General features: G+C 58.1%; 12 protein-coding genes. 7 read left to right on the forward strand and 5 right to left on the reverse strand.

What is annotated here, in order from left to right:
- Positions 1 to 125: 125 nt before the first annotated feature.
- From AC2CGI_RS08720 to metG, 3 genes are all read right to left on the reverse strand, one after another.
- Entirely contained in the window at positions 126 to 1,340 is a 1,215-nt protein-coding gene (locus AC2CGI_RS08720; protein WP_076740421.1) for an MFS transporter, read from the reverse strand.
- 131 nt (positions 1,341 to 1,471) lie between these two features.
- Entirely contained in the window at positions 1,472 to 2,539 is a 1,068-nt protein-coding gene (locus AC2CGI_RS08725) for a sugar ABC transporter substrate-binding protein (protein ID WP_021504296.1), read from the reverse strand.
- A 225-nt stretch (positions 2,540 to 2,764) separates the two neighbouring features.
- Positions 2,765 to 4,792 carry a methionine--tRNA ligase gene (metG, locus tag AC2CGI_RS08730; RefSeq protein WP_484593943.1) on the reverse strand — a complete coding sequence of 676 codons (2,028 nt, stop codon included), beginning with the start codon at positions 4,790 to 4,792 and terminating at the stop codon, positions 2,765 to 2,767.
- 159 nt (positions 4,793 to 4,951) lie between these two features.
- On the opposite strand from metG, the gene apbC reads away from it, so the two are divergent.
- Positions 4,952 to 6,064 (forward strand): iron-sulfur cluster carrier protein ApbC, encoded by a 1,113-nt coding sequence (apbC, locus tag AC2CGI_RS08735; protein WP_004938926.1) that lies wholly within the window; start codon positions 4,952 to 4,954, stop codon positions 6,062 to 6,064.
- Between the two features lie 45 nt (positions 6,065 to 6,109).
- Here apbC and AC2CGI_RS08740 read toward each other — a convergent pair whose 3' ends face one another.
- Positions 6,110 to 6,739, reverse strand: a complete 630-nt coding sequence (locus AC2CGI_RS08740; protein ID WP_015377220.1) for a phosphatase PAP2 family protein — start codon at positions 6,737 to 6,739, stop codon at positions 6,110 to 6,112.
- Between the two features lie 237 nt (positions 6,740 to 6,976).
- Between AC2CGI_RS08740 and udk the strand changes: the two genes are divergently transcribed.
- The 4 genes from udk (at position 6,977) to dcuC (ending at position 11,730) form a co-directional block, all read left to right on the forward strand.
- Positions 6,977 to 7,618, forward strand: coding sequence for a uridine kinase (udk, locus tag AC2CGI_RS08745; RefSeq protein ID WP_004938922.1), 642 nt, complete (start codon positions 6,977 to 6,979; stop codon positions 7,616 to 7,618).
- A gap of 125 nt (positions 7,619 to 7,743) precedes the next feature.
- The gene (dcd, locus tag AC2CGI_RS08750) at positions 7,744 to 8,325 is read left to right on the forward strand and encodes a dCTP deaminase (RefSeq protein ID WP_004938917.1); all 582 of its coding nucleotides are present in this window, start codon (positions 7,744 to 7,746) and stop codon (positions 8,323 to 8,325) included.
- Positions 8,326 to 8,369: 44 nt separating this feature from the next.
- Positions 8,370 to 10,202, forward strand: coding sequence for an outer membrane assembly protein AsmA (asmA, locus tag AC2CGI_RS08755; protein ID WP_015377221.1), 1,833 nt, complete (start codon positions 8,370 to 8,372; stop codon positions 10,200 to 10,202).
- A 175-nt stretch (positions 10,203 to 10,377) separates the two neighbouring features.
- Positions 10,378 to 11,730: an anaerobic C4-dicarboxylate transporter DcuC gene (gene dcuC / locus AC2CGI_RS08760; RefSeq protein WP_015377222.1), complete on the forward strand. Its 1,353-nt coding sequence runs from the start codon at positions 10,378 to 10,380 to the stop codon at positions 11,728 to 11,730.
- A 31-nt stretch (positions 11,731 to 11,761) separates the two neighbouring features.
- On the opposite strand, the gene AC2CGI_RS08765 is transcribed toward dcuC, so the two are convergent.
- The gene (locus tag AC2CGI_RS08765; RefSeq protein ID WP_076740419.1) at positions 11,762 to 13,345 is read right to left on the reverse strand and encodes a TerC family protein; all 1,584 of its coding nucleotides are present in this window, start codon (positions 13,343 to 13,345) and stop codon (positions 11,762 to 11,764) included.
- A 611-nt stretch (positions 13,346 to 13,956) separates the two neighbouring features.
- Between AC2CGI_RS08765 and galU (AC2CGI_RS08770) the strand changes: the two genes are divergently transcribed.
- Both galU (AC2CGI_RS08770) and galU (AC2CGI_RS08775) read left to right on the forward strand, forming a co-directional pair.
- Complete coding sequence (galU, locus tag AC2CGI_RS08770) at positions 13,957 to 14,853, forward strand: UTP--glucose-1-phosphate uridylyltransferase GalU (RefSeq protein ID WP_015377224.1); 897 nt, start codon at positions 13,957 to 13,959, stop codon at positions 14,851 to 14,853.
- 53 nt (positions 14,854 to 14,906) lie between these two features.
- Complete coding sequence (gene galU, locus AC2CGI_RS08775; RefSeq protein ID WP_015377225.1) at positions 14,907 to 15,800, forward strand: UTP--glucose-1-phosphate uridylyltransferase GalU; 894 nt, start codon at positions 14,907 to 14,909, stop codon at positions 15,798 to 15,800.
- Positions 15,801 to 15,859 lie beyond the last annotated feature (59 nt).

A 15,859-nucleotide genomic window follows, 5' to 3' on the forward strand; every position in this document is an offset into this window, starting at 1 on the left:
TTAACTGATGTATTCATCATACAATTAAACTGTGAGCCATGCCACAGATCGCACCATGAATTCTCGCTATGGGTGCTATGCCCGAGCGGCGGGTTGACAGCCCGTATAGGCCGCTGCCTGCGGGATCAGCGCGCGTTTTCGGCCGTTGCCGCAGAACGTTCCGCCAGCCGGTGGCCGAGGAAGAAAAACAGCAGGCTGAGCAGGGCGGCGACGATCAGCATCACGAACATCAACGGCGGCGCGGCATAGCTGAGCAGCACCCCGCACAGCACCGGGTTGATGGCGCCGCCCAGCGCGCTGAGGTTTTGTACTCCATAGTAACTGCCTTTCAGGTGCGGCGGCGCAATAAAGTCGATGAACATGTATTCCACCGGGATAACGATGATCTCGCCTAAGGTAAACACCGCCATCGCCGCCAGCCACAGCCAGACCGCCTGGCCGGCCGCCATGAAACCGAGCAGCCCGACGATGAAAAATAGCGTGCCCAGCACCAGCCAGCGCAGCATGTTTTCCTGGCGCATGCCGCGGCTGAGCAGGTATTGCAGGGCGATGACGATGCCGGCGTTGACGATCATCACCAACCCAATGATTTTGTAGGCGAACTCGGCGCTGGAGACGGTGATCAGATACTGCGACAGATAGCCGGTGAACTGACCGAACACCACGGCGCCCAGGGTGCTGCCGAGGGTGAAGTAGATAAGCCGCCGATCGTTTCGCAAGATGGTCAGCGTCTGACGGAAGTTGGGGAGTGCCGCCGGTGCGGCGGCGGTTGTTGTCGGGCGCTGTTCCCGGCCGCGCAAGCGCAGGCTTAGCGCCGTCACCGTCGCCAGCGCCAATCCCCCCGACAGGTAAAACGGCAGCAGCGGGCTAAGCCCGGCCACCAGAACGCCGAGCGCAGAGCCGATCGCCCAGCCGACGTTGACCAGCGTGTAGTTGATTGAGAAAGCCTTGATGCGCTGCTCGACCGGCAGCCAGTCGGCGAAGCAGGCCTTTATGGTGATGCTTAACACCGAATAACAGGTATGCAGGATCGCCAGCACCACGATCACGCCGCCGGGGCGCGGGATCCAGGGAATGGCGAAGAAACTCAGCGCGAACAATAAAATCGACAGCAGGATCAGGCGGTTTTTGCTGAATTTGTCCACCAGATAGCCGCCGTACAGGCTGGCAAGGATGCCGAGGGTCAGGCTGACGCCCAGGATCACGCCCACGCTCTTCGGCAGCAGATGGAAATGTTCGGTGAGGTAGATGGTGATGAACGGCAGCGTAACGCCGCGGCCGATGGTCAACACCAGCGAACTGGCCAGCAGTACGTTGATCAGCGAGGGGAATCCCTTCATTTGAGGCCTGTTTATGCATACAGTTATTGGGCGATGCAGATAACATAGCGCATTTTGGCGGGGACGGAAGGGGAAAGCCGATAATTAGTTTAAAAACAGAGGCTGCGTCGGCAGCCTCGTCAAAAACAGCATTATTTACCGTGTTCGGCCTGCAGCGTGGCGAACCATGGCTGAACGAAATCGCTGCTGGTGCCCCAGCCGGGGATGATCTTCGCCAGCCCGGCGACGTTGACCGGCCCCGGCTGCGCCAGCAGCAGCGCCTGCGGAATGACCGCTGCTTTGAACTGATAGCTGTCCGGCGTGCTTTCCCCGGCGATCTTGTTGGCCACCAGGCGCAGGTTGACCGCGCCGATCAGCTTCGGATCCACCGCCACGCTGACCTGCCACGGGCTGCCGGCCTCGCGCATCAGCTGCAAATCCTGGTTGGAGATATCGATGCTGTACAGTTTGATTTCGGTGCGGCCGTTCTCTTTCAACGCCTTGTAAGCCCCTTGGGTAAAGGCATCCCAGGTGCCCCAGATGGCGTCGATCTTGCCTTTCGGGTATTTCGCCAGCACCGCGCCCACCTTGTTGGCGGTATCGCCCTGTACGTCGGATGAGACCGCGCCTATCGATTCCAGCTCATGAATGCCCGGATGCTGTTTCAATAACTGCTGGTAAGCGGCCTGACGGCGCTCCATCGGCGGGAAGCCGGCCACCCACAGCTTGACAATATTGGCCTGGCCGTTGAAATCCTTCACCAACTGGCCGAACGAGGCGTTAGCCAGCGAAGCGTCGTCCTGCTGCGAGACGGTGACGCCGGGAACGCGGCCGCTGACGTCGGTATCGAAAGCCGCGACGGCGATGCCGGCCGCCGCGATGCGCTTGACCAGGTCGGTGGAATAGGGAGCCCGCCCCTGCGAGAGAATGATGCCGTCATATTTCTGGCTGATAGCCTGGTTGACGAAGTCCTGAAAACGCGCGTCGTCGCCGTTGCTGAGGAAGGTGTCCACCTTGAAGCCCAGCTTGCGTCCTTCCTGAATGGCGCCTGCCAAAAATTGCGTGGTGTTGTCGTCGGATCCGAGGTTGCGGATCACCGCGATGCGCACCGGCCCCTGATGTTGAGCGATGGCGGCCGGCACGGCGGCGTTTTCCGCCGCCTGCAGCGGCAGGGCAGCCAGCAGACTGAGGGCGAGCAGCGAAGTCTTGAGGTTTTTCATTATTATAGGCTCCAAAAAAAGCAGGGAAACGATCCCGGTGAAGGTCTGTTATAGCAGTCTTTCTGTCTGGACGTCTATTTTGGGTTTCGGAGCATCATAGCCGGATGCGGCGGGCAGGGGAATCAGGGCGGTTATGACTTTTTCTTCATGCTTATAACGTGGGGGTTGGGGCAATAAAAAAGGGCCGAGCAAGCTCGACCCTCCCTATGCCACGCATCTGCGCGATTACTTGACCTGCATGCCAGGCTGCGCGCCGCTGTCCGGGCTCAGCAGGAAGATCTCTTTCCCGCCGGGGCCCGCCGCCATCACCATGCCTTCTGACACGCCGAAGCGCATTTTACGCGGCGCCAGGTTGGCGACCATGATGGTCAGACGGCCTTCCAGCGCTTTCGGATCCGGGTAAGCGGAGCGAATGCCGGAGAAGATTTGGCGCGATTCGCCGCCCAGATCCAGCTGCAGCTTCAGCAGCTTGTCGGAGCCCTCGACAAAGTCGGCGCTCTTGATCAGGGCGATACGCATGTCGACCTTGGCGAAGTCGTCGAAGGTGATGGTTTCCTGGATCGGATCGTCAGCCAGCGGGCCGGTCACCGGCTTGGCGGCGGCCATGTCTTCCTTCGAGGCATTGACCATCTCGTTGACCTTGTCCAGATCGATGCGGTTGAACAGCGCTTTGAACGCGTTCACCTGATGGCCCAGCAGCGGCTGCGGGATCGCGTCCCAGCTCAGCTCGGCATTGAGGAACACTTCGGCGCGCTCGGTCAGCGAAGGCAGCACCGGCTTCAGGTAAGTCATCAGCACGCGGAACAGGTTGATGCCCATTGAACAGATGGCCTGCAGATCGGCGTCGCGGCCTTCTTCCTTCGCCACTACCCACGGTGCCTGCTCATCCACATAACGGTTGGCCAGATCGGCCAGCGCCATGATTTCGCGGATCGCGCGGCTGAACTCGCGGCCGGCGTAGGCTTCGGCGATGCTCTGCGCCGCGTCGACGAAGGTCTGGTACAGCGCCGGATCGGCCAGGCTGTCGGCCAGCTTGCCGCCGAAGCGCTTGTTGATAAAGCCGGCGTTGCGTGACGCCAGGTTCACCACCTTGTTGACGATGTCGGCGTTCACGCGCTGCACGAAGTCTTCCAGATTGAGATCGATGTCATCAATGCGTGAAGAGAGCTTGGCGGCGTAGTAATAACGCAGGCAGTCGGCGTCCAGATGCTGCAGGTAGGTGCCGGCCTTGATGAAGGTGCCGCGCGATTTTGACATCTTGGCGCCGTTCACCGTCACGTAGCCGTGCACGAACAGGTTGGTCGGTTTGCGGAAGTTGCTGCCTTCCAGCATCGCCGGCCAGAACAGGCTGTGGAAGTAGACGATGTCCTTGCCGATAAAGTGGTACAGCTCGGTGGTGGAGTCTTTGCGCCAGAACTCGTCGAAGTTCAGATCGCCGCGCTTGTCGCACAGGTTCTTGAAGGAGCCCATGTAGCCGATCGGCGCGTCCAGCCAGACGTAGAAGTATTTGCCCGGCGCATCCGGGATTTCGAAGCCGAAGTAAGGCGCATCGCGGGAGATGTCCCACTGCTGCAGACCGGATTCGAACCACTCCTGCATCTTGTTCGCCACCTGCTCTTGCAGCGCGCCGGAGCGCGTCCACGCCTGCAGCATTTCGCTGAAGGCCGGCAGATCGAAGAAGAAGTGCTCCGAGTCGCGCATCACCGGCGTCGCGCCGGAAACGACAGACTTCGGATCGGTCAGTTCCGTCGGGCTGTAGGTGGCGCCGCACACTTCGCAGTTGTCGCCGTACTGATCCGGTGATTTGCATTTCGGGCAGGTGCCTTTCACGAAACGGTCCGGCAGGAACATGCCTTTCTCCGGATCGTACAGCTGAGAAATGGTGCGGTTCTTGATAAACCCGTTTTCTTTCAAGCGGCTGTAAATCAGGGTGGACAGCTCACGGTTTTCATCGCTATGGGTCGAATGATAGTTGTCATAGCTGATGCCAAAGCCGGCGAAATCCTGTTGGTGCTCCTGGCTCATCTCCGCGATCATTTCTTCCGGTTTAACGCCCAGTTGCTGCGCTTTCAGCATGATCGGCGTGCCGTGCGCGTCGTCCGCGCAGATGAAATGCACTTCGTGGCCGCGCATTCGTTGGTAACGCACCCAGATATCCGCCTGGATGTGCTCGAGCATGTGGCCGAGATGGATGGAACCATTTGCGTACGGTAGCGCGCACGTCACCAATAATTTTTTCGCGACTTGAGCCATAGTGAGAACTTGCTTTCTGTAATGAATAAAAGGGCCTTCGATGTTAACCGATCGCGCCCTTCGCTGCTAGGGCGGTTTCTTACAGGTTATACGCGCCAGCCGCCGCGCAGTTCTGGTATGCTTAGCCGGAAGCTACCCATTCAAAATCAAGGAGCCGGGATGAACGCAAAATCCCCTGAGCAGACCAACCCCGAAGTTCTGCGCGCCCTGGTGACCGGTGTACTGGCCGCCTTTGAACACCCGACGTTGAAAAACAACCTGACTGCGCTGAAGGCTATTCATCACTGCGCATTATTGGACGACGTACTGCATATCGAACTGACGATGCCGTTTGCCTGGCAGAGCGGTTTTGAAGCGCTGCAGGCGAGCGTCGGCCCTGAGCTGTTGCGCGTGACCGGCGCCGCCGCCATCGACTGGAAGCTGAAACACGATATCACGACGCTGAAACGCGCCAACGGCCAAGCCGGGATCAAAGGCGTGCGCAACATCATCGCCGTCAGCTCCGGCAAAGGCGGGGTGGGGAAATCCAGCACCGCCGTCAATCTGGCGCTGGCGCTGGCCGCCGAAGGCGCCAAGGTCGGTATTCTGGACGCCGACATTTACGGCCCGTCGATCCCCAATATGCTGGGCACCGAACATGAGCGGCCGACTTCGCCGGACGGGCAGCACATGGCGCCGATCATGGCGCACGGCCTGGCGACCAACTCCATCGGTTATCTGGTGACCGACGACAACGCCATGGTGTGGCGCGGCCCGATGGCCAGCAAGGCGCTGATGCAGCTGCTGCAGGATACGCTGTGGCCGGATCTGGATTACCTGGTGCTGGACATGCCGCCGGGCACCGGCGACATCCAGCTGACGCTGTCGCAGAACATTCCGGTGACCGGTGCGCTGGTAGTCACCACGCCACAGGATATCGCCCTGCTGGATGCCGCCAAGGGCATCGTGATGTTCGAGAAAGTGCATGTGCCGGTGCTGGGCATCGTGGAAAACATGAGCGTGCACATCTGCAGTAACTGCGGCCACCATGAACCGATCTTTGGCACCGGCGGCGCCGAGAAGTTGGTGCAGAAATATAACAGCCGTCTGCTGGGGCAGATGCCGCTGCATATCTCGCTGCGCGAAGATCTGGATCGCGGTACGCCGACGGTGATCAGCCGTCCGGAGAGCGAATTCGCCGACATGTATCGTCAACTGGCCGGCCGTGTGGCGGCGCAGATGTATTGGCAGGGCGAAGCGATCCCGACGGAGATTGCCTTCCGCGCGCTGTAATCTGTTTGCGGCAGTGAAAGAACCCGGCTTAAGCGCCGGGTTTTTTTATCGGATAGGGGTAGGCTTGTGCAGGTCGGCACGGGTATAAGGGCGTTCGATCTGCGCCAGCGTTTTGGCGATATGCTCCAGCAATCCCTGGGTGGGGGCCGGCTGCCGCTGCCCCATCAGCGCCAACGGCAAGGCCAGCGCGATGGCGAAGTGTGGCCAGGAGAGATGCGGGCGCGTTTTGTTCCGCTGCAACCGCAGGAACAGGGCGCTGGCCAGGTAGCCTAAAATCAGCCCGCTGATCACCTCGGATACCGAGTGCACGCGAATTACCAGCCGCGAAACGCCGATGGCGAAAGGCAATATCCACCCGGTCAGCAAAGCGATGCTACGTATCGGGTGGGAAAATCGGCCGGTCAACGTCCAGAGCAGTGGCGGCCAGATGCAGGCCGCGAGGGCGGAATGACCGCTGAATCCGGTGAAATCATAGCGCTCGCTGCCGATGCCCCAGCCCATAAAGGCCAGTTTGGACAGGCAGACCACCCCGCCGGTGAACCCGAAGATCAGCGCCCACTGCCAACCCGCCGCGCGGGTGGCGGGAGACATGAGCAGCAATAAAAACAGAATCAGCGCGCAGGGCAGCAGCAACATGCTGTCGCCGAAAAAAGTCAGAAAATACCAATCCAGCACATCAATCTCCGATGAAAGGGGGCGGGGAGCAAAAGTCAGCGCCGGGGAGTGTAACCCGTTACGGTGCGTTGCCCTAGCTGCGAGATTCTTAAAATGCCGCGTGGCCGTGGTGTGGCAGCCCGAATTCGCCCGCCGCCGCGCAATATCAATATACAGTGGCGCAATCCCCGGCGACTCCCTATAATTGTCGCGTTTTAGTTCCCCCCCTTCACACTATGAAATCAGGTCTTTAATTTTATGACTGACAATCCGCATCAGTGCGTCATTATTGGTATAGCTGGCGCATCTGCCTCCGGAAAAAGCCTTATCGCCAGCACGTTGTACCGCGAACTCCGCGAGCAAGTCGGCGATGAGCACATCGGCGTTATTCCAGAAGACAGTTACTATAAAGACCAGACTCACCTGACCATGGAAGAACGGGTCAAAACCAACTATGACCACCCGAGCGCCATGGATCACAACCTGCTGTTCCAGCATCTGCAGATGCTGAAGGCCGGTAAGGCGATCGAGCTGCCGCTGTACAGCTACACCGAACACACGCGCAAGAAAGAAACCGTCCACCTGGAACCTAAAAAAGTGATCATTCTGGAAGGGATCTTGCTGCTGACGGATATCCGTTTGCGCCAGGAGATGAACTTCTCGATCTTCGTCGACACGCCGCTGGATATCTGCCTGATGCGCCGCATGAAGCGCGACGTCAACGAGCGCGGCCGCTCGATGGATTCGGTGATGGCGCAATACCAGAAGACCGTGCGCCCGATGTTCCTGCAGTTTATCGAACCTTCCAAACAATACGCCGATATCATCGTTCCGCGCGGCGGCAAAAACCGCATCGCGATCGATATTCTGAAAGCCAAAATCAGCCAATTCTTTGAATAATGCCGCTTAATGGCCGGAAATGCGCATTTCCGGCCGACGGCCAACTATTTGCACCCCGGCGTAGACCTTTCGCCCGTTGTGTGGCAATTTTTGTTTAGTTACGCGTTTTGATGGAGAAGAAAGACATGAGACTGTGCGACCGCGATATAGAAGCCTGGCTGGATAGCGAGAAACTGGTGATTTCGCCGCGCCCGCCGCTCGAACGCATCAACGGGGCCACAGTAGATGTCCGTTTGGGCAATCAGTTCCGCGTGTTCCGCGGCCATACCGCGCCGTTTATCGATCTCAGCGGGCCGAAAGATGAAGTCAGCGCCGCGCTGGATCGCGTGATGAGCGACGAGATTGTCCTGCCGGAAGGCGAGGCGTTCTTCCTTCATCCCGGCGAACTGGCCCTGGCGGTGACGTTCGAATCCGTGACGCTGCCGAACGATCTCGTGGGTTGGCTCGACGGCCGTTCTTCTCTGGCGCGTCTGGGGCTGATGGTGCACGTGACCGCGCACCGGATCGATCCGGGCTGGCACGGGCGCATCGTGCTGGAGTTTTACAACTCCGGCAAGCTGCCGCTGGCGCTGCGGCCGGGGATGCTGATTGGCGCCTTGAGCTTTGAGCCGTTGTCCGGCCCGGCGGCCCGGCCATATAACAGCCGGCAGGACGCAAAATATCGCGATCAGCAGGGCGCAGTAGCCAGTCGAATCGACAAGGACTAACGGCGCGAGATGCACCGTCGGTGTGGCGCTGACAAGAGGGTGGCATGAGAAGATTACTGACGACATTGGCGATTTTACTGGTGGTCGTGGTGGCGGGAATGTCCGCGCTGGTACTGCTGGTCAATCCGAATGATTTTCGCGGTTACATGGTCAAAAAGGTCGAGCAGAAGAGCGGCTACCAGCTAACGCTTGAAGGCGACCTGCGTTGGCATATCTGGCCGCAGCTCAGTATTTTGGCCGGGCGCATGACGCTGACCGCGCCGGGCGCCAAGACGCCGGTGGTGAGCGCGGAAAACATGCGCCTTGACGTCAAACTGTTGCCGCTGCTGTCGCATCAGCTGTTTGTGAAACAGGTGATGTTGAAAAATGCCGTCATTCGCCTCACGCCCGACAGTGAAGAGCACTCGCAAGTGGACGCCCCGATTGCGCCGGCCGGCAGCGGCGCTGATGCGGCAGACACGGCCTGGAAGTTCGACATCGATAACTTGCGCGTCGTGGACAGCTTGCTGATTTGGCAGCGCGCCGACAACGCGCAAATCAATGTCCGGGACATCAATCTTACCCTGCAGCAAACGGAGAAACGGCAGGCGCAGCTGGACATTTCCAGCCGGGTCAACCGCGATCAGCGCGACCTGGCCTTCAGCATGGCGGCCGATATCGATCTGCAGCAGTTCCCGCACCAGATCGGCGCCAAGGTGACCCAGTTCAATTACCAATTGGTGGGAGCAGATATTCCGAACGGCGGTATTCAAGGCGAGGGGAATGCTCAGGTGGTCTATCAACAGACGCCGGCGCACATTGCCGTCACCCAGCTGAACGTCAGCGCCAATAACAGCCAGTTGACCGGCGATATCAGCGCCAGCCTGGGAGCGGTGCCCGGCTATGTGGTGAACCTGAATTCGGCTAATCTCGATCTCGACGCGCTTTCCGGTTGGCAATCCAGCACCAATACCGCCGAACAGCCCGCCGTGACCGCCGCGCCGGTGATCGCCAGCCAGGTCGACGATCGGCAGCAGAACCTGGAAGCGCTGCGCGATTTCAATGCACAGTTGAATCTGCAGGCGGCGCAGTTGACCTACCGCGGTATGAACGTTACCCAGTTAGCCGTCGCGGCAGATAATCAACGCGGCCTGCTGACGCTGCATAAACTTGCCGGGCAATTGGCCGGCGGTGATTTCTCTTTGCCGGGATCGCTCGACGCACGCGGCAATAAACCGGTGATAAACGTGCAGCCGACCCTGAACCAGGTTGAGCTCGGCGCGGTGCTCAAAGCCTTCGAGATGCCGCAGATGCTGACCGGAAAATTCAGCATGAAAGGGGATTTGACCGGCGATCGTCTTTCTTCAGAGTCATTTGAGCACCGTTGGAGCGGTACGGCGCAGCTGGCGATGCAGGATGCGCAGCTGCACGGCCTGAACATTCAGCAATTGATCCAACAGGCGGTGGCGCGTAACGATAACAGCGTGCGCGGGCAAGACAGCTATCAGCGCTATACCGAAGTCAAAAGCGTCTCGGCGCGGGCCAGCCTGAGCCAAGGCACTGTCAAGCTCAGCAGCCTGACGGCGGATTCGCCGTTGCTGGCGCTGACCGGCGCCGGCAGTATCGATATGCCGGGAAAACAGTGCGATATGGCGCTTAATGTGCGCGTCACTGGCGGTTGGCAAGGGCGCGGCGAACTGATCGAGCAACTGCAAAAAACGCCGATTCCGCTGCGGGTCTATGGGCCTTGGCAACAGCTGAATTACCAACTGCAGGTCGATCAGGTGCTGCGTAAAACGCTGCACGATCGGGCCAAAGATGCGCTGAACAAATGGGCTGAAAAGAACAAGGATTCACGCGAGGGTCAGGATCTGAAAAAGCTGCTCGACAAGCTGTAATCCCTCCTGACGCGGGCCGTCTTGCGGCCCGCGTCAGTATCGACGTTTCCCGCGATAATTTCCCTCCGTTACCTTGATGAAGGTCATGAAGACCCGCGCTCAATTTGTGCAGAGTAAGGGCGCATTCTGCTATGACTATGCGCCTGAGCGCGAAAAAATGACGAGTTGAGGAAACATGATAGAGCTTCTTATTGGCGCGGCGGTGGCGGCGGGCGTGGGCCGTTACATCATCAAAGGGTATTCCGCCACGGGCGTCTTGATGGTGGGAGGGCTGCTGCTGCTAGGCATCAGCGCCCTGATGGGAAAAACGCTGTTGCCGTCCGGCGCCGCATCTACCGGCTGGCGCGCGACCGATATGATCGAGTACGTCAAGATTTTGCTGATGAGCCGCGGCGGCGATCTGGGCATGATGATCATGATGCTGTGCGGTTTCGCCGCCTATATGACGCATATCGGCGCCAACGACGTGGTCGTCAAGCTGGCCTCGCGCCCATTGCAGATGATCAATTCGCCTTATCTGCTGATGGTGGCGGCCTATTTTGTCGCTTGTCTGATGTCATTGGCGGTCTCTTCCGCTACCGGGCTCGGCGTATTGCTGATGGCGACGCTGTTCCCATTGATGGTGAACGTTGGCATTAGCCGCGGCGCCGCGGCGGCCATTTGCGCTTCGCCGGCGGCGATTATCCTGGCGCCGACTTCCGGCGACGTGGTACTGGCAGCCAAGGCGGCGGAAATGCCGCTGGTGGACTTCGCGTTCAAAACCACGCTGCCTATCTCGATTGCCGCCATCGTCTGCATGGCCGTGGCGCACTTTTTCTGGCAGCGTTATCTCGATAAGAAGAGTGATGAACAGCACCACATTATGGACGTCAGCGAGATCAAAACCCATGCGCCGGGGTTCTACGCGATATTGCCGTTTACGCCGATCCTCGGCGTGCTGATCTTCGACGGCAAATGGGGCCCGGAGCTGCACATTATTACCGTGCTGGTAGGGTGCATACTGTTGGCGGCAGCGATCGAGTTTGTGCGCAGCTTCAGCGCCAAACAGGTATTCAGCGGCCTGGAAGTGGCGTATCGCGGTATGGCGGACGCTTTCGCCAGCGTGGTGATGCTGTTGGTGGCCGCGGGTGTCTTCGCGCAAGGGTTGAGCACCGTCGGCTTTATCAGCGGCTTGATCGGGTTGGCGCAGTCGTTCGGTACCGGCGGTTTGATCATGATGCTGGTGTTGGTGGTGATCACCATGCTGGCGGCCATGACCACCGGCTCCGGCAATGCGCCGTTCTATGCGTTTGTCGAACTGATCCCGAAACTGGCGGCACAGATGGGCGTGAATCCTGCCTATCTGGTGATCCCGATGCTGCAGGCCTCGAATCTCGGCCGCACGCTGTCGCCGGTCTCCGGCGTGGTGGTGGCGGTCTCCGGTATGGCGAAAATCTCGCCGTTTGATGTGGTGAAGCGTACTTCAGTGCCGGTAATTGTCGGGTTGGTGGTGGTGATCGTGGCGACGGAGCTGCTGGTTCCCCAGTAAAAGGAAGGCCGGGCGATGCCCGGCCTCGATGTTAAACCTCGTACTCCTCCGGTGGAGGAGGCGGGGTGATCTTCACTTTCAGGATGCGGTGGCTGTTGACCTCCAATGGTTCGAACAGGTAGTCACCGATCGTGATCTGTTCTCCTTCTTGCGGCACGCGCTGACTGTGTTCCATCAACAGCCCCGCCAGCGTGTGGTATTCGCGCTTGTCTTCCAGCGGCATCGGCAGGTACAGCACCAGATCTTCCAGCGGCATATAGCCGTTGGCGATCCAGCTGCCGTCTTCGTTTTGCTGAATGTCATGGCGTGCGTCCACCTCTTCGCCGGCCTCCGGCAGGTTGCCGGCGATAGTTTCCATCACGTCCGTCAGGGTGACGACGCCTTCGACGGAGCCGAACTCATCGACCACGAAGGCGAAATGCGTCTGCGCCTGGCGGAATTGCTCCAGGGCGCTTAACAGCGTGAGCTGCTCCGGGAAGATCAACGGTTGGCGTATCAGCGCACGCAGATCCAGCGGCGCCTGCGCCAGTTGCTGTTTGAGAACGTCGATGGTGTGGATCACGCCCAGCGGTTCGTCGCTGGCGCTGCTTTCCACCACCACGATGCGCGTGTGCTGATTACGTTCCAGCAACTGCGTCAGCTTTTCCTGCGGATCGTTCAGCTCAAGGTATTCGACGTCGTGACGCGAGGTCATGATGCTACTGACCGTGCGCTGCGCCATGCCGAGTACGCGTTCGATCATGCGCCGCTCTTGCTGATTGAAGATCTCGCCGTTTTCGCTGTCGCTGTCCGCCAGCAGGTTGGCGGAATGGCTGTCGACTTCCGCTTCTTCATGTTTGCCGCTCAGCATGCGCAGCACCGCTTCGGCGGTGCGTTCACGTAGTGGCCGCACCTTCGACAGAAAGCGACGGCGGTTGAACTGCGCCAGCTGGTTCAGCGCTTCGATCATGACCGAGAAGCCGATCGCCGCGTAGAGGTAGCCTTTAGGAATGTGATAGCCGAAGCCCTCCGCCACCAGGCTAAAGCCAATCATCAGCAGGAAGCTCAGGCACAGGATAACGATAGTCGGGTGCGCGTTGACGAAGCGCGTCAGCGGTTTGCTGGCCAGCAGCATCAGGCCGATGGCGATACAGACCGCGATCATCATCACCGCCAGGTGATCGACCATCCCCACCGCGGTGATCACCGAGTCGAGCGAGAAAACGGCGTCCAGCACCACGATCTGCGCCACGACCGGCCAGAAACGTGCGCCTTTGCGCGCGCCGTGCTGCTCTTCGTCCTTGCCTTCCAGCCGCTCATTGAGCTCCATGGTGGCTTTGAACAGCAGGAATATCCCGCCGACCAACATGATCAGATCGCGGCCGCTGAAGGGGTGCTCCGCGACGATGAACATCGGTTTGGTCAGCGTCGCCAGCCACGAGATGGAGGCGAGCAGCGCCAGACGCATGACCAGCGCCAGCAACAAACCGACGACACGGGCCTTATCTCTTTGTTGTTTTGGTAATTTGTCCGCCAGAATGGCGATGAAGACAAGGTTGTCTATACCCAGCACGATTTCCAGCACGACCAAAGTGGCCAGGCCGGCCCAAATTGTTGGATCAGCGATCCATTCCATACGCCCAATTTCACCTGTAAGTTCTACGGCTTATGCCGCACGGGAATGATGGGCGTTGAGGCGGCAAAATTCAACTTTAATCGGGAGGATGTGGTTCAGAACAGGAGGATTGCCGTAAACATCGATCGGCGCCGAGCGGCCAAAGGAATCAAGGGCCTGGGGAGCAAATATCTACCGGGATGCCATACGCTCAGAAAAGAAACGCCTTATTAAATTTATTTAAATCAAAACATTAAAACAATTTTCTTTGGCTATGATTCTTATCGGTATGTGGCACGAGTAGTCTTATTCTGAAAACGGCTGACTGGGGGGATCTAAGGCTTGTATCACTTAGACATTAGTATAAGAATCTTAGTCATATAACGGCAGTAACTAACATTGTTTGGTTATAAAGGCACCGTTTTTTTTATTTTTTTGTGAACAGCATGACAGTTCAAACGAAGAATGAGTGCCGCTTTGCATAAAAATTGCCTGGCTCATGCAATGACGTGGGGGGATACGCCATTAACAGTACTTTGGTAGCTGCAAGCCAAGGGCGGTAGCGTGCCCGATTGAATCCCCTTGTTCACGCTGCACAGATGAATGCAGCGCTACGATGAATTGGAATGAAAATGCAAACAAGACTTAAGGCAGTGATCCCCGTTGCGGGCCTGGGAACCCGTATGTTGCCGGCGACCAAGGCTATCCCTAAAGAAATGTTGCCCGTGGTCGATAAGCCCTTAATCCAGTATATTGTTGCTGAATGCGTGGCGGCAGGGATTAAAGATATCGTATTGGTCACGCATTCATCAAAGAATGCGATTGAAAACCATTTTGACACTTCGTTTGAGCTGGAGGCGATGCTTGAAGCGCGCGTGAAGCGCCAGCTCCTGGCTGAAGTGCAAAGCATTTGTCCGCCGGATGTCACCGTGATGCAGGTGCGTCAAGGACAGGCGAAAGGGCTGGGGCATGCGGTGCTTTGCGCCAAACCAATGGTGGGTGATTCTCCTTTCGTGGTGCTGCTTCCGGATGTTTTGCTGGATGATGCAACGGCGGATTTACGCACAGAAAATCTGGCCAAGATGCTTCAGCGTTTCGACGAGACGGGATACAGTCAGATTATGGTTGAACCTGTGCCGGAACAAGATGTGTCCAAATACGGTGTGGTAGATTGCGCAGGCGCGACGATCGCAGCGGGAGAAAGCGCACCGATGACGGCGGTGGTTGAGAAGCCGGCCCGCGAGGATGCCCCTTCCAACCTGGCCGTCGTCGGCCGGTATGTGCTTGCCGCCGATATTTGGCCGCTACTTGAGAAAACCCCTCCCGGCGCGGGTGATGAGATTCAACTGACCGATGCGATTGCGATGCTGATGGATGAACAAACGGTGGAAGCGTTCCATATGAGCGGTAAGTCCCATGATTGCGGTGACAAGCTTGGCTATATGAAGGCGTTTGTGCAGTATGGGGTGCGTCACGGTTCCGAAGGCGAAAACTTCACCCGCTGGTTGAAGCAGACGTTGGGAAAGTAACAGGCTGTCGCCACTGCGGCTGAAAGCGATCACGAGATTGAATGAGGTCTACCATGACGAAGTTGAAAGCGGTTATTCCCGTTGCCGGATTGGGCATGCGTATGCTGCCGGCGACCAAAGCGATTCCGAAAGAGATGTTGCCAATCGTTGATAAACCGTTGATTCAATACATTGTCAACGAATGCGTCGCGGCGGGGATTAAAGAGATCATCCTGGTGACGCATTCTTCCAAGAACGCCATTGAAAACCATTTCGATACCTCATTCGAGCTGGAGGCGATGCTGGAGGCACGCGTGAAACGGCAACTGCTGGATGAGGTACAGTCGATAACGCCAAAAGGCGTAACGCTGATGCACATTCGCCAGGGGCAACCAAAAGGACTGGGACATGCCGTTCTCTGCGCTAAACCGTTGGTCGGTGATTCTCCGTTTGTCGTTCTGTTGCCGGACATCTTGCTGGATGATGCAAAAGCCGATTTGAAGAAAGACAACCTGTCACACATGATTGCGCGCTTTGAGCAGACCGGTCTGAGCCAGGTTTTGGTGCAAAAGGCAGACGAACACGTGCTGCATGATTATTCCGTGGTTGAGTGTGAGGCCAGCAACCTGAAACCTGGCGAAAGTGCCCGTATCACATCGATTATTGAAAAACCGGCGCCGGAAACCAAGTTGGAATCCAACTACTCTGCGGTAGGGCGCTATGTCTTGTCCGCCGATATTTGGCCGCTGCTGGAGACCACGGAACCGGGAGCCTGGGGGCGTATTCAACTGACCGATGCGATTGCAGAATTGTTGAAACGCAAACCGGTAGAGGCGACAGAGCTGGTGGGGGAATCGTTCAACTGCGGTGAAAAACTGGGCTACCTTCGCGCTTTTGTCACTTATGGGTTGCGTCACCCAACCCAAGGCAAAGCTTTCCGTGAATGGGCTGAACGGCTAGCGTTTTGAACAAGACTGGATGGTTTCCCACCGGCCCGAACACGGCGAGTAAGTCAGGATAGTGGTTG

It is taken from the genome of Serratia sp. LSHTC3 (assembly GCF_057197125.1).